Source organism: Synechococcus sp. 60AY4M2 (assembly GCF_002760375.1).
GTDB lineage: Bacteria > Cyanobacteriota > Cyanobacteriia > Thermostichales > Thermostichaceae > Thermostichus.
In genome coordinates this window covers 2,366,899-2,380,461 of record NZ_AUMZ01000001.1, presented here as the reverse complement: position 1 = coordinate 2,380,461, position 13,563 = coordinate 2,366,899, and the positions used below count along the sequence as shown (strand labels likewise).

14 protein-coding genes, 1 other RNA gene and 1 pseudogene are annotated in these 13,563 nt (G+C 59.5%); 6 read left to right on the top strand and 10 right to left on the bottom strand.

The genetic code is table 11. The features are described 5' to 3' along the window. The first annotated feature begins 9 nt into the window (after nt 1-9). Both SYN60AY4M2_RS10455 and SYN60AY4M2_RS10450 read left to right on the top strand, forming a co-directional pair. Nucleotides 10-627: a hypothetical protein gene (locus SYN60AY4M2_RS10455; protein ID WP_099812861.1), complete on the top strand. Its 618-nt coding sequence runs from the start codon at nt 10-12 to the stop codon at nt 625-627. After that, nucleotides 624-899: a hypothetical protein gene (locus SYN60AY4M2_RS10450; RefSeq protein WP_011431141.1), complete on the top strand. Its 276-nt coding sequence runs from the start codon at nt 624-626 to the stop codon at nt 897-899. The genes SYN60AY4M2_RS10455 and SYN60AY4M2_RS10450 overlap by 4 nt, the downstream gene beginning before the upstream one ends. Before the next feature lie 96 nt (nt 900-995). Here the strand turns inward: SYN60AY4M2_RS10450 and SYN60AY4M2_RS10445 are convergent, their stop codons facing one another. The 3 genes and pseudogenes from SYN60AY4M2_RS10445 to SYN60AY4M2_RS10435 all read right to left on the bottom strand — a co-directional run bounded on the left by SYN60AY4M2_RS10445 (nt 996) and on the right by SYN60AY4M2_RS10435 (nt 3,263). Further along, nucleotides 996-2,042, bottom strand: a complete 1,047-nt coding sequence (locus SYN60AY4M2_RS10445; RefSeq protein WP_228375300.1) for a hypothetical protein — start codon at nt 2,040-2,042, stop codon at nt 996-998. A gap of 294 nt (nt 2,043-2,336) precedes the next feature. Further along, nucleotides 2,337-2,720 (bottom strand): annotated as a pseudogene (locus tag SYN60AY4M2_RS10440) (transposase); the annotation flags it as partial. A 117-nt stretch (nt 2,721-2,837) separates the two neighbouring features. Next, nucleotides 2,838-3,263 (bottom strand): hypothetical protein, encoded by a 426-nt coding sequence (locus tag SYN60AY4M2_RS10435; protein WP_187147158.1) that lies wholly within the window; start codon nt 3,261-3,263, stop codon nt 2,838-2,840. Between the two features lie 242 nt (nt 3,264-3,505). Here SYN60AY4M2_RS10435 and SYN60AY4M2_RS14665 point away from each other — a divergent pair, with 242 nt between their 5' ends. Continuing rightward, entirely contained in the window at nt 3,506-3,640 is a 135-nt protein-coding gene (locus SYN60AY4M2_RS14665) for a hypothetical protein (RefSeq protein ID WP_255322487.1), read from the top strand. Between the two features lie 366 nt (nt 3,641-4,006). Here the strand turns inward: SYN60AY4M2_RS14665 and tkt are convergent, their stop codons facing one another. Continuing rightward, a complete protein-coding gene (gene tkt / locus SYN60AY4M2_RS10430; protein ID WP_099812860.1) occupies nt 4,007-6,007 on the bottom strand; it encodes a transketolase in 2,001 nt (666 codons plus the stop codon). Nucleotides 6,008-6,418: 411 nt separating this feature from the next. On the opposite strand from tkt, the gene lipA reads away from it, so the two are divergent. Continuing rightward, entirely contained in the window at nt 6,419-7,309 is an 891-nt protein-coding gene (gene lipA, locus SYN60AY4M2_RS10425; RefSeq protein ID WP_011431147.1) for a lipoyl synthase, read from the top strand. A gap of 132 nt (nt 7,310-7,441) precedes the next feature. Further along, nucleotides 7,442-7,893: RNase P RNA component class A (rnpB, locus tag SYN60AY4M2_RS10420), an RNA gene on the top strand. Between the two features lie 49 nt (nt 7,894-7,942). Here the strand turns inward: rnpB and SYN60AY4M2_RS10415 are convergent. Then, complete coding sequence (locus tag SYN60AY4M2_RS10415) at nt 7,943-8,611, bottom strand: TetR/AcrR family transcriptional regulator (RefSeq protein WP_099812859.1); 669 nt, start codon at nt 8,609-8,611, stop codon at nt 7,943-7,945. Nucleotides 8,612-8,930: 319 nt separating this feature from the next. Between SYN60AY4M2_RS10415 and SYN60AY4M2_RS10410 the strand changes: the two genes are divergently transcribed. Continuing rightward, entirely contained in the window at nt 8,931-9,824 is an 894-nt protein-coding gene (locus SYN60AY4M2_RS10410) for a fatty acid desaturase (protein ID WP_099812858.1), read from the top strand. Nucleotides 9,825-10,155: 331 nt separating this feature from the next. Here the strand turns inward: SYN60AY4M2_RS10410 and SYN60AY4M2_RS10405 are convergent, their stop codons facing one another. From SYN60AY4M2_RS10405 to SYN60AY4M2_RS10385, 5 genes are all read right to left on the bottom strand, one after another. Then, entirely contained in the window at nt 10,156-10,401 is a 246-nt protein-coding gene (locus SYN60AY4M2_RS10405) for a hypothetical protein (RefSeq protein WP_240527823.1), read from the bottom strand. A gap of 182 nt (nt 10,402-10,583) precedes the next feature. Further along, nucleotides 10,584-10,847, bottom strand: a complete 264-nt coding sequence (locus tag SYN60AY4M2_RS10400; RefSeq protein WP_011431151.1) for a response regulator transcription factor — start codon at nt 10,845-10,847, stop codon at nt 10,584-10,586. 150 nt (nt 10,848-10,997) lie between these two features. Continuing rightward, nucleotides 10,998-12,257, bottom strand: coding sequence for a PAS domain-containing sensor histidine kinase (locus SYN60AY4M2_RS10395; RefSeq protein WP_011431152.1), 1,260 nt, complete (start codon nt 12,255-12,257; stop codon nt 10,998-11,000). 80 nt (nt 12,258-12,337) lie between these two features. Continuing rightward, complete coding sequence (locus SYN60AY4M2_RS10390; protein WP_011431153.1) at nt 12,338-13,102, bottom strand: SDR family oxidoreductase; 765 nt, start codon at nt 13,100-13,102, stop codon at nt 12,338-12,340. A 179-nt stretch (nt 13,103-13,281) separates the two neighbouring features. Next, nucleotides 13,282-13,524: a transposase gene (locus SYN60AY4M2_RS10385; protein ID WP_240527892.1), complete on the bottom strand. Its 243-nt coding sequence runs from the start codon at nt 13,522-13,524 to the stop codon at nt 13,282-13,284. Between the last annotated feature and the right edge of the window lie 39 nt (nt 13,525-13,563).

The following is a 13,563-nucleotide window of genomic DNA, read 5'->3' as shown; positions in this document are numbered from 1 at the left end:
TCGTAACCAATGCTGAACCTCTCTCTTCTCAAGGAAGACGAATCCTATACTTTTCGCTCTTATTTTGAGATGCCCTACGAGCCAGAGGAAATCCTGGCTCAGTTTAGCTACCGTCTGGAGATAGGAGAGTGGACATGGCCCGTTGCCCCTGCCCCACCCCAAACCCCAGCTCTGAAAAACCGGATCCGACAATTGTTGCCTTTGGTCAGCCTCACCAGCGAGACAGCCCGCCGAGAGCTGCTGGTGGCCCCTGTGCTGACGGAAGTGGCTCTTCACTGTCGAGTTCCTTTGCGGCTGGAATATCCCCTGATGGTCAACAATTGGCTCAAGGGCAGCCTTGATTATCTCTTGCGGGGCAAGAACATCCTGCTGGTGGTTGAAGCCAAAAAGGACGATCTGACGCGGGCTTTTGTCCAAATGGCGGTGGAGATGATCGCCCTGGCCCAGGTGGAGCCGCAAGCGCAGATCTACGGCGCTGTTACCATTGGATCTATCTGGCAGTTCGGGCAGATCCTTGGGGATCCGCGGACAATCCGACAAGACTTGACTTTGTACCGAGTACCGGAAGATCTGGAGAGCGTTGCCGGCATCCTCACGGCCATGGTAGGGGATCCCAGCCAACCATGAAACCCAAAACCCTCTGGTTTGCCCTGCAATTGATGGTGGCCGCTGCCGGGATCAGCGCGGCCATCAAATATGGCGGCCCCTACTTGGCCTTGCCGGAGACCCTGCCGGTGATCCTGGCCATGATCGTCTCGCCCGCCCTGGTCATGGCCGGGATCCTGTGGCGCTGGCAACAGCGGTCTTCTCTCTCCCCAACCCGCGCTCAAGACCGCCAGGGATCCCCGCCAACTGCAAACTCTGAGAATCCAAAAATCTCTCAGCCGCCTTTCCATTGACCCTCACCCCCAGCCCCTCTCCCTCTGGGAGAGGGGAGCTTGGGCGCCACTGCCAGGCCGGCAGGGCGACACTCTCAGTCCAGCCAAGGGGACAGGCTACTGCTGGGTGAGGCGCAAGGTTACCGTCGGGCTGGTTTGGTTGCCGGAAGTGGCCGTGAGATTGATCTGATACACCGTGCCGGAGGCCGGAATGGGCGGCCGCACCGTAACGGTGAAGCGGCCCTGGGCATCGGCTTGCACAGTTTGGTTGGTCACCGTCTGTTGGGCGCTGATGATGCCCCCCAGCGAGGTCGAAGCCGTTACATTCACCCGCACCGAAGCGTTGGGAGCCGTCGTGCCCTGCAGCGTAAAGGAAGAGCCGGAAACCCGATCCCCATCGCGCAGGTTGGTGATCTGGGGCAGCAGGCTGGAGAGGCTGATCGTCGCGGCAACCTCTTGGGTGGCGAGCCGCTGGATACCACCGGCGGCCCCCTCGATCAGGCGGGCGGGCTGTTCTGCGGTCATAAAGCGCACCTGGCCGCCGTTTTCCAGGCGAGCGATGACGATCCCTTCGCGGGTGGCATCTTTTGGCTCGATCAGGGCGTTGACCACATAGGTGCCGCTGGAAACTTCCTGAGCCGGCAGGGTTTGCACCTGCCGCCCGTCCTGGACAAGGTAAACGGTTACCCGGCTGGAAGGAGTGCCTTTGACGGTTACCAGCAGGATCTCGCCCGCCGCCAAGGGGCGATTGCCGGCGTTGTGATCCACCAGGTCGATAGAGGCGCGGACGGGGTTACCCACGGTGAAGCTCCAGGTCACGCGGCGGGTCACCCCCTGGGTATTGGTGAACTCCAGCAGGACTTCCCGCCGTCCCGGCGGTAGCGGCTGCGAGGGACGGTAGGTGAAGAAATCCCGGGTAATCACCGACTCGGCAGTAACATCTTTGCCATCCACAAAAACCCGCACCGTCTCCGGACGCACGCTGACCCCATCTTGGCTGCGAAAAGAAGCCGAGATTGGCGAGGTGGGCTCCACATTGGTGGCCGCTTGAGCCGGGCTGGGATCCGTAATTTGTTGAGCCCTTGCCGGCAGGCCCGACAACCCCACCACCGCAGCGCCCATCACCAAGGCACGGGGAAACCAAGAATACAAGTTATCGCTCATGAGACCATCCAAAAAAAGTAAAAGTAAAGGACACTTCACTTAGGTTACAGGCGAGTAGCTCAAAGGCAGAGCAAAGTCTACAAGAACATCGACCTGGACATCCTGTTTGCATCCTGTCATAGGGGTCGATTGCTGTCGATACGCCTAAACCTCGGGTTGGCTCTCCAACAGACCCAGCTCCAACGTCAGATTCGAGTAAGGTTGACTGCCATGTAAACTACCCGGCTCCGACCGCCCCCCTTCCAGCCCCCAACCCCCGTATACGGGGGCAGGGGGGCGGGGGGATTGAGGGGGGTACGAAGCGGGCTTTTGGTAGCCCTGCAGTTGGCAAGCCAACCACGGGCCCCCCTCTTGTCCCCCCGCATGCGGGGGGATGTAGGGGGGCTGGTTTACAGCAACCCCCAAAAGTGCAATCCCGTTGGCACCGTTAAAATCTGCATCCCCTTCCCAACCACAGAGCGGGTTCACACAACGAAAATGCTTCCCTTCCCGTTGCTCAATCCAAAAACACTGGTGGCAGGTCTGCGAGCTGTAGGCAGGTGGCACCACCACAACCTGGATCCCTGCTCTCGCTGCCTTGTAGTGCACAAACTGCCTCAGTTGATAGAACGCCCAACTATTGGACCGCCGACGCTCGGTTTTGCTGCGCGGCGGTCGGTGGCTACGTTCCCGGATCCCCCCGCCCCCCAGTCCCCCCGTGTACGGGGGGATATAGGGGGATGCGGCGTTCATCTTCGCAAAGTTTAGAACCCGGTCGGGATCCCAAAGGCTATCTTTTGCCCGTTCAAGCTGGCATCAATTCACGAAAATAGCGCCTGTCTCTTGTAAATCGAGACAATGGTCGCCGGAGACATCGTTGACCAGGCGCACCTCTACGGTGATTACATTCAAGGGATCCACGCTCACCCGGTAGCCCACTGGGGACAACATCGGCGTGTTGATGGCCATGCAGTTGGGGATCGGCAGGTTGCTCAGACGCAGCGTTTCTCCCGGCGGAAGTTCCGACACCTTCTGGCGCGGATCGGTAAAGCCGTATTCCAGAGGCAGGCCGGTGCGATTGTGGATCACCAGCTCAGCAGGCAGGTTGGGGTTGAAGCGGGCCACCGGGCGATCGAAGACCAATTGATCCACACCCACCGGCAGGCGAGGCAGCGGCACTGTCCGAAAGGCAGGCTGAGCGACAGCACGGTGTCCACCCACCCAGGCTGACAAAGCGACCATGATCAAGCCGAGTCTTTTGCTTCCTTTCGCGTACCTCATGCCTCTGCCTCAGAATGCGCCTTGAAATTGGGATCCCCTTCCTTGCCTGCTTGTATTGTTCCCAAAAAGGGCTGGCCGGGCCAGGTGGTCGCTGTTTTTTCAAGGGTACGCCTCAGCAAGCTCCCCTTCCAGCTACCGCAGCACCGCACGGCAGAAATTCCGGGGGAGAAGGTTAAATTAGAGTTAACGGGGCATAAAGAGGCATGGCTATGCCAGAAAAACTGGAAAAACCGGAGAAAAACTACTCCTGGAAGGGCAGTGCCAACGCAGGCCGGGTACTGACGATTTTGGCCGTCGTGGGGGGAGCGGTGATTTTGCTGGCGGGCTTCCTGCAGTAGGCCGAGCTGTCAGATCCTCAGTTGCTCCAGGAACATCAGCATGTCGCCAGAAGCCAACGTTTTCCTTTCAAGGCGGGGGTGGAAAGGGTTAGCTTTCCAGAGGAAAGCGGATCTGGGGTCGTTTTAAACAAAGTTATGAAACTATGAAACAACTTTCTCGCTCCCCTCTCCCACAAGGGGAAAGGAGGTGGGGGGGAGGGGGCAAGGGTCTTAACCTTGTTTGAAACAACTGCAATGTTTTGCAAGTCCTGCTGAACAAGTTGTCAGCCTTCGCTAAGTCTTGTCAAGTTGTGCCACCATTGGGCAGCAAAAAAGACCCAGCAGAGAAGGGATCCCTGCTGGGTTTAGGCCGGAGGAGCAGAAACCTTAGCTTAGGAGACGGCGCGCGGTATTGAGCACATTCTCCACCGTGAAGCCGAACTTCTCCATGCACACGGGGCCGGGGGCAGAAGCGCCGAAGCGGTCGATGCCGATGGCCACCCCCTCAAAGCCCAGGTACTTGTGCCAGCCAAAGGTGGATCCCGCCTCGACGGAGACGCGCTTGGTGACCTTGGGGGGCAAGACCTCGTCGCGGTAGCTCTGGGGCTGGGCCTCAAATAGCTCCATGCAGGGCATGGAGACCACCCGTACCGCCCGGCCTTCCTGCTGCAGTTGGGCAGCGGCCTTCACCGCCAGCTCCAGCTCTGAGCCGGTGGCGATTAGGATCAGTTCTGGGTTGGGAGTATCCACCACTACATAGGCCCCCTTGGCCACCCCCTCAATGGAGGTGCCTTCCACGGGGTTAACCGCCTGCCGGGTAAACACCAGCACCGAAGGGGTGGAGGTGGACTCAAGGGCTACTTGGTAGGCTCCCACCGTCTCGCGGGCATCAGCGGGGCGGATGACGTAGAGGTTGGGGATGGCCCGCAGGGAAGCCAGCGTCTCAATGGGCTGGTGGGTGGGGCCGTCTTCTCCCAGGGCAATGGAGTCGTGGGTCATAATATGGAGCACCCGCGCCCGCGAGAGGGCCGACAGGCGAATGGCCGGCCGCATGTAGTCGCTGAAGACCAAGAAGGTGGCGTCGTAGGGAATGAGGCCGCCGTGCAGGGCTATGCCGTTGGCAATCGCCCCCATACCGTGTTCCCGTACGCCAAAGCGGAAGTTGCGCCCATGATAGGAGCCGGCCTGGAACTCCGGGATCCCCTTTAAATAGGTCATGTTGGAGTGGGCCAGATCGGCGGATCCGCCCAGCAGCTCTGGCACCGCCTTGGCCAAAGCATTGAGACAAAACTTGGAGAGGTTGCGGGTGGATTCTTTGCCGGTTTCGGCAATGGGAGCCAACGCTTCTTTCCAGCCTGCGGGCAGCTCCCCGGCCATGATGCGCTTGAATTCGGCGGCCTCTTCCGGGTAGGCCTTCTCGTAGGCGGCAAAGCGCTCGTTCCACTCCGCCTCGGCCTTGGCCCCCTTATCGATGGCCTGGCGGAAGTGGGCCAGCACCTCGTCGGGAATGTAGAACTCCGGCTCCAGCGGCCAGCCCAGACTTTGTTTGGTGAGTTTCACCTCCTCTGGCCCCAGCGGCGCCCCGTGGACGCTCTCCGTGCCGGCTTTGTTGGGGGATCCGTAGCCGATGGTGGTCTCGACAATGATCAAGGAAGGCTTGTCGGTAACTTCTTTAGCTTTCTGGATAGCGGCGGCAATTCCCTTCAGGTCGTGGTTGCCATCTTCCACTTTTTGCACATGCCACCCGTAGGCCTCGTAGCGCTTGCCCACATCTTCGGTAAAGGCAATTTCCGTGCTGCCGTCGATGGAGATGTGGTTGCTGTCGTAGAGCATGATCAGCTTGCCCAGCTTGAGGTGGCCGGCCAGCGAGGCCGCTTCCGAGGCCACCCCCTCCATGTTGCAGCCGTCGCCCAAGATCACATAAGTGTAGTGATCCACAATGGTGTGACCGGGCTTGTTGAAACGGGCGGCCAAGTGGGCCTCGGCAATGGCCAGCCCAACGGCGTTGCCCACCCCCTGCCCCAGCGGTCCGGTGGTTACCTCCACACCGGGGGTTTCAAAGTTTTCCGGGTGGCCGGGGGTTTTGGATCCCCACTGGCGAAACTGCTTGATGTCCTCTAGGCTCACATCAAAGCCGGTCAGGTGCAGCAGAGCATACTGCAGCATGCAGCCGTGGCCTGCCGAGAGGACAAAGCGATCCCGATCCACCCATTTGGGGTTGCGGGGATTGAACTTCAGGAACTGCTGCCAAAGCACATAGGCCATGGGTGCTGCCCCCATTGGCAGGCCGGGGTGACCCGAGTTGGCTTTCTGAACAGCATCCACCGCCAAAAAACGAATCGTGTTGATGGCAAGTTGTTCCAGAGAGGGAGGAGCAGCAACAACCATGTGGGGATCCCTATCGCTCGACATTCGCTTTCCAGTATGCCTTGACACGCCCACCGCCTAAAGGCGGGGGATTCTCGTCAAGGCGCTGTCAAGATGCCTCTAGACAGTTCCTTGAGGCAAGGCCCCAAGGTTCTGCTGGCTTGTCTGGGCAGGTTGGCTGAGACGTTGGCATTTCCCGGACGCTTGCCACCGGTTGGGTTTTTCACCGTGACTAGGGGCTCGCCTGAGAACGGTACGCCTCGGTGACAACTATACCATTGGCGAGCAGCTAAAGTTTGCTTCGCCTTTAAGGGCGGGGCTACTGAGCTATCCTTTTTCGGGCTTTGGCCACCGAGCCCGGTCTCGGCTGGGCAATAATGACAGGCTAAGCTGAGAGATACGCTTGCCGCCATTTCTGGTTGGAGGGTTTCATTGAGCGCTGTTTCTTCGCCTAGCGGCAAACCTCCCTGGCTGCGGGCCAAAGCCCCCCAGCGGGCCGGATCCGTCCAGCAACTGCTGCGGGACTTGGGCCTGAATACCGTTTGCGAGGAGGCTTCCTGTCCCAACCTAGGGGAGTGCTTTGCCAACGGCACCGCCACCTTTTTAATCATGGGCCCGGCCTGTACCCGCGCCTGCCCCTACTGCGATATCGACTTCACCAAACGGCCTCCGCCTTTGGATCCCACTGAGCCGCTGCGGGTGGCCACAGCGGTGCAACGGCTAGGGCTACGCCATGCGGTGATTACCTCGGTGAATCGGGACGACCTCCCCGATGGGGGAGCCAGCCAGTTTGTTGCTTGCATTACCGAAATCCGCTGCCGCATGCCCCAGACAACCATCGAGGTCTTGATCCCAGATCTGTGCGGCAACTGGCAGGCCTTGGAGCAAATTCTCGCCGCCCGCCCGACGGTGCTCAACCACAACACGGAAACCGTGCCCCGCCTCTACCGGCGAGTGCGCCCCCAGGGGAACTACGAGCGTTCCCTGCGGCTTTTGGAACTGGCGCGGCAATGGGATCCCGGCCTCTACACCAAGTCGGGGGTGATGCTGGGCTTGGGAGAGACCGCCGAGGAGATTTTGCAGATAATGCAAGATCTACGCCGGGTAGGCTGCGACATCCTCACTCTTGGCCAATACCTTCCTCCCAGCCCCAAACACCTGCCGGTGGAGCGCTACGTGCCCCCAGAGGAGTTTGACCACTGGCGACAGGTGGGGGAAGAGTTGGGCTTTTTGCAGGTGGTGTCCTCCCCGCTTACCCGCAGCTCCTACCATGCCGAGGCTGTCCAAGAGCTGATGCAGCGCTTTCCTCGACCAGGAACGTAGACCTAGGGGGATGGAGTCCCTGCGGAGCAGGAACAGCGGGGTCAGCTTTGCAGGCCGGCTGGCCAGCAACGCGGAGCCTAGGCGCAGAGAGATTTTCTGCGCTGGGGGGATGCGCTAGGATTGAAATGAAGAGATAGGAGGGGCAGGCGGTCGCGTCCTCGCTGCCGCCACCAGGCAGCAGGATGAGGAAAGTCCGGGCTTTCAGAAGAACACACCGCTGGGGAAAGCCCAGTGCGGGAAACCGCGAGGATAGTGCCACAGAAACATACCGCCGATGGCTGGGATCCCAGCACAGGTAAGGGTGCAAAGGTGGGGTAAGAGCCCACCAGCAGCGTCGTGAGGCGCTGGCTCGGTAAACCCCGGTGGAAAGCAAGGCCGCAGCCGCAGGACTATGGCTGTTCTTCGCCCCTGTCGGCTGCACCGAGGTCACGGTACTCAGCCAAGCGGTTGGGGGAGGGTGGTCTCGGTGGTGGTGAGCCGCTAGAGGGTGATGGCAACATCACTCCCAGAGAGATGACCGCCAGTGCGGGCTGCTCCTTGGAGCACCCCACTACAGAACCCGGCTTACAACCTCCTCATCTCTTCTTCTTTTTTTGGGATTGCCTCCTTCCAACCCCGAGAGAGTCTTTTGCACTAGGTTTCCTTCATGCCCCTCAAGGCTGCCATCCACAGCTTTACGCAGGCGTAGAGGAGAGGGGGAGTGCTGCTGTTGTTGTCATAAGTGCCCTTGTCCGCTGGGTCGGAGGAGGGCTGGTCGCCGTCGCCAGCAGGCAAGCCAGCGGTAACGGCTAATACAGCCGTCCCCAAAATCATCAGATGGAGAACTCCAGCAGCTGCGTGAAGGCACCCAGAGTCGACGGCTTGTAGCTCCGGGCTAGGGAGCTGCTGGAGGTAGTGGGCTAGCTGCTCTTGGGCCTGCAGGAAGCCTGCTCTCAAGGCGCGGCGATGCTCCTCGGAGTAGAAGCCTGCTTCTCCCACCAACGAGCGCACCAGCTCAGGGTTATTAGCTAGAGCTTGGAAGCAGGTTTGGACATAGCGGAGGAGAATGGCTTGTAGCTCAGAGCCCCGGAAGGTAGTGGGGTCTGCTGGGAGGGGTAAGTCGGCAATACCGGAGAAAACTCCCAGCTCAGCAAATACAGCCAGGAGCAGCCCCTGCTTGCTGCCAAAGTGACGAAACAGGGTTACTTCATGAACGCCGGCCAAGTCTGCAATTTGACGGGTGGTGGTCTGAGTGATGCCCTGGCGGACGAAGAGGTCTCGAGCCGCGTTCAGCAGCCTTTGCCGGGAAGAAGGACGTGCCATGGTAGGTGATGGGGTAAGGAGTCAAGAGAAGGCGCTCAAGGTAGTGGCAATCTGCAAGCAGCACTTGCATTTGAGGTGAAATATCGTTAAGCTTAGCCTCAGGCGAGATCAAACCTGCTGCCTTTCTGCTCTCTCATAGCGGCTCTCACTGCTGAAGCTTGCTTGGCCAGGCCTTTGGGGATCCCGGCTTGCCTTTCAGGGACATGAGCTCGTTGTAAGCTAAGCCAGGGATGCGGTGGCCTATGCATGAGAAGCAACTTTGCGAGGAGGTATTTGATCCTGCGCTGCCCTTACTCCTTTTCTGAGGTTTTGCTGGTTCATGGCCGTTTCCCTTCCCACCCAATCGCTGGACAATCCCAACCGTTTTGCTTCGCTAGCTCAGCCTGAGCCCCAAAAGTCTTTTCGGTTTGCCTGGGAATTTGTTCTTTTTTTCGTTGTTTTTCACGCCCTCGCTTTAGTGGGCGGCATCGTTTGCTTTTCCTGGCCAGCCTTGGGGGTGGCCCTATTGCTTCACTGGTGCTTCGGCAGCTTGGGCATCTGCCTGGGGTATCATCGTCTGCTTAGCCATCGCAGCTTCCAAGTGCCCAAGTGGCTGGAATATGTCTTTGCTACCTTCGGTGCTCTCGCCATCCAGGGGGGGCCGATCTTTTGGGTGGCCGGCCATCGTCAGCATCACGCTTTTACTGAAGACGAAGAGCGGGATCCCTACTCTGCTCGCAAGGGCTTTTGGTGGAGCCACATGCTCTGGCTCATTTACCAACGGGAAGAGTTTTTTAACCGTGAGAAGTATTCTGCCTTTGCGCCGGATTTGGCTCGGGATCCTTTTTATCGCTGGCTAGACAAGTATGGGCTGCTGCTGCAACTGCCGCTGGCTGGAGTGCTTTACCTGCTCGGCGGTTGGCCGTTCGTTATCTACGGCATCTTCGTGCGGACAGTGCTGCTGCTGCACTGCACCTGGTTGATCAACTCTGCCAGCCACTTCTGGGGCTACCGGACTTTCGAGAGCGACGACAATGCCCGTAACCTTTGGTGGGCGGCTCTCCTCACCTACGGTGAAGGCTGGCACAACAACCATCACGCCGACCCGAAGTGCGTGAAAGCAGGTTTGCGCTGGTGGGAAATTGACATGACCTACTGGGTCATTTGGGTGTTGGCAAGACTGGCTTTGGCTCGTAAGTTGCACTTGCCTGCTCAAAGTCAGCCAACTCGCTAAACAGTCTCTGCCTCAGAGCTTCTAGAACCATCGACAGAGTTACCCCCGTCGTACGGGCAATTCCTGCTAAGACAGTTCGTTGTGCTGCTCGGCGGATCCCTCTCCCTTTTTTGGGAGAGGGGTTAAGGGTGAGGGGCCTGTATGCGCTAGCGCGAGCTCGTTAGCGGCGCAGAGCGCTCAAGGTCTGTCTCGACTTGGTTTGGAGCGGCTGCCCAGTTATCGGTTCCAGTTGGGAGGTGGGTCGGTATCGCCCTGCGGGGAGGTGGTAGTGCTCACCAAACAACCCAAAGGTCTGGCCTTCCGGTAATCCCTCTTCGGCAATGCAGGAGGGCTAGTCCTGTAACGGGCTGTACTGCCATGTCCCGTAGTGGTCAAGAACGCGCTGAACTTGCTCTGGGTCAGCGTCGGCCTCTTGGCGAATTTGCAGCGCCTCGATTTGGCTATCGGAGTAGCGAAAGATGGAGTCTTTTCTGCATTCCAGCTCTGCTTCCACCCCTGGAATGCAGGCCAGATGGGCAGCCACCTCTCGATAAACCATCAGGGGCATGGAATCATAACGAACAGCGTAGCGTTTCAACTCAGCAAGGCTCACGATAGGCAAGGAAAGGAGAAACTAGGGATCCAGGTAACAAACAGCTTCACCACAACGGCCAATGACATCTTGCGAATGTCTCGCTACTTTTGAGGTAAAAAAGCCCTGCTCTGCATTTAATTGCCTGCCAAAACAAAGAGGGGGCAGAGAGAGTCTCCGAGATGTGGCTAAGCAATTTTGTCGTTGGCCAACGTACAGCAATTGACCTGATCTAGGCAAACTTTTCCCCATTGCAAGGCCCAGCGCACCAAAGCGACGCGATTTGACGTTCGCGTCTTGCTCAGAATATTGCTGATGTGATTGTCAACAGTGCGCTTGCTAATCTCTAAGCGCTCTGCAATGTCCTGATTGGTCAGGCCCGCTGCGATTAACTCGAGAACCTGCAGCTCACGCTCCGACAACAAATCAGCGGAATGATAGTCTGCGCCCATTCCGAATGCCCAGTGTACAAACTGTAAGGATTACCTAGACCAATTCTAGGGGATCCCCTCCAACATGGATAGCCCCGCCGGAGGAAAATCTGGGGCAGTTCTCAGGTCGAAGGGCTTGGTGATGTTGATGGGAGCGCTTCTGGGCAGCTTTCACAGGGCATCGGCGTGTTTCCGGGGCAGCTCCACCTGCACCCACAGCCCACCTGCTTGCGGGTGATTGCGCAGACGGATTGTACCCCCGTGTAGTTCCACGATTTGCCGCACGATCGCCAGCCCCAGGCCGGTGCCGCCTTTGCTGCGGGCCCGCGCCGCGTCGGTGCGGTAAAAGGGTTGAAAGACCAGCTCAAATTGATCCTCCGGCAGGCCAGGGCCATGGTCGTACACCTCCAGCCGCACTTGCGATTCCTGTTCCGACAGGGCCACGTGAATGGGGGAGTCGGTTCCGCCATATTTGATGGCGTTGTCCAAGAGGTTAAGGACGAGGCGGTAGAGGCGCTGTTCATCTCCCCAGAGATAGAGCTGGGAGGGGCCGCTTAGATCCAGTTCCTGCTGGCGGGGCTTGGCCAGCGGTTCCAGGCTCTGCCAGGCTTCGCGCACCAAGCTTGCCAGATCCACCCAGCGCCATTGGGATCGCGATGCGGCCCCCAGGTTGAGGGCGCTCAGTTCCAGCAAGTCTTGCACCAACTGGCTGAGGCGCAGCGTCTCGTTCAGCAATCGTTCCACCCAAACTGCTTGCGCGGCATCGACGCGGCTGTGCAGGGTTTCCGCTAGCAGGCGAATCGAGGTGAGGGGGGTCTTCAGCTCGTGGGCCACATCCGAGGCCCAGCGATCCCGTTGTTGGGCCAGCAGAGTTGCCTCTAGGCGGTCTTCCAAGAAGATGGCCACGTGGGCCTGGGGCAGGGGCAGCCCCCAAGCCCGCAGCGGCACCGGTTTGTCCTCGCCCCCGGAAGGGTAGAAGATCCACTCGCGGCTCTGGATGGGAGCGGTAGCTTCCTGGCGGCGGGTGGCTTCGATAAGCTGATCCAACTCGTAGGAGCGCACCCACTCCAGCAGGAGCTTGATGCCTGGCTGCCACTGGCTGATGCGCAGCAGACGCTGGGCGGCAGGGTTACACTCCCAGACCACGTTGTTCTCGTCTACCCGCAGATATCCCCAGGGCAGGTGGTGGCTGAGATACCGCCAGTCCTGTAGGTATCGTTTTTGGCGGGCCCACTCCAGTTCTTGTTGGCGAAGGTGGTGGCTGAGCCGGCTGAGCATCTGTTCAGGCGAGCTGAGAGGCAGGGCCAGGTGCATCAGGGATCCCAACTGTTGCAATTGGCGGCCGAAGCGGCGCCGGCTCTGCCAGAGCAAAATCAGCGTGCCGAGTAGGCCGATGCCCAACCCAATGAGGATCCCGCTTTCCAGTCCCATGGGCCCACCCCCTTTGCCGCCATTGTCGCCCAGGCATGGGGGAGTGAATACCCAACAACGACGGATACGGCATCACATCCCTAGCGACGATGCACCATCGTCGTGCTGGCCTGGTCGGTGGGCAGCAGCAAGACTTCGCTCAGGTTGACGTGGGGGGGACGGGTAACGGCAAACAGCACCACCTCGGCCACATCCATCGCCGTCAGGGGGGTGAGGCCCCGGTAGACGGCTGCCGCCCGCTCGCGATCGCCGCGGAAGCGCACTTGGCTGAACTCGGTTTCCACCAAGCCGGGCTGGATCTCGGTGACGCGAATGGAGGTGCCCAGCAGATCCAGCTTCAGTCCCTCGGAGATGGCCCGCACGGCGGCCTTGGAAGCGCAATAGACGGCGCCGCCGGGGTAGGTCTGGCGACCGGCAATGGAGCCGATGTTGACCACATGGCCCCGGCCCCGCTCCACCATGCCGGGCAAGACGGCGCGGGTAACATACAGCAAGCCCTTGAGGTTGGTATCGATCATCTCCTCCCAATCTTGCACAGCCCCGCTGTGGAGCTTGTCCAAGCCGCGACTGAGGCCGGCGTTGTTGATCAAAATGTCGATTTCAGCCCAGGCCGGCGGCAAAGACTGGAACGCCTGCTGCACGGCTGCCCTATCTCGCACATCCAAAGTCAGCAAGTATGAGGAAGCACCGTAAGCCTGCTGCAACTCCGCGGCCAGCTCCTGTAGCCGCTCCTGACGGCGGGCCACCAGGATCAGCTTGGCTCCAGAACGGGCAAAAAGCGTGGCACAGGCTGCCCCGATGCCGCTGCTGGCGCCGGTGATGAGCACAATGGCGTTTTCAAGCATAGTCCGCAAGAGTTAAGGGGCTACCAAGGGGATCCGCAACTCGAACGGGCCCCCGGCTGAAGAGAGTATTCCAGCAGCTTAACGCAGGCATAGAGCGTATCCAAGTGACATCCTCTCCCGCTAAGCCCTGACGGGCCGTAGACGGGAGCTTCCGAGAATCACTTCCCGGAGTTGCTGCTTCAACGGACTGGTAAACCAGGATCCTCCACAGCCAGAGAGCGGCAGTCCCACCGCCCCCCTATATCCCCCCGTATACGGGGGGACCTGAGTCCACGCTTCAAAATCTCGATAGCAGCGTTCAAGTCTCTGTCCCACGACCCGCAACGAAGGCAATCATGCACCCGTTCCGACAAGGTCTTGGGGACATGCTCCTCACAAACACAACAATTTTGGGACGTACCACGGGGTTCTACTCTCAACACCTGTTTGCCGCGTTTGACCGCCACTGCTGTCAGAATGTC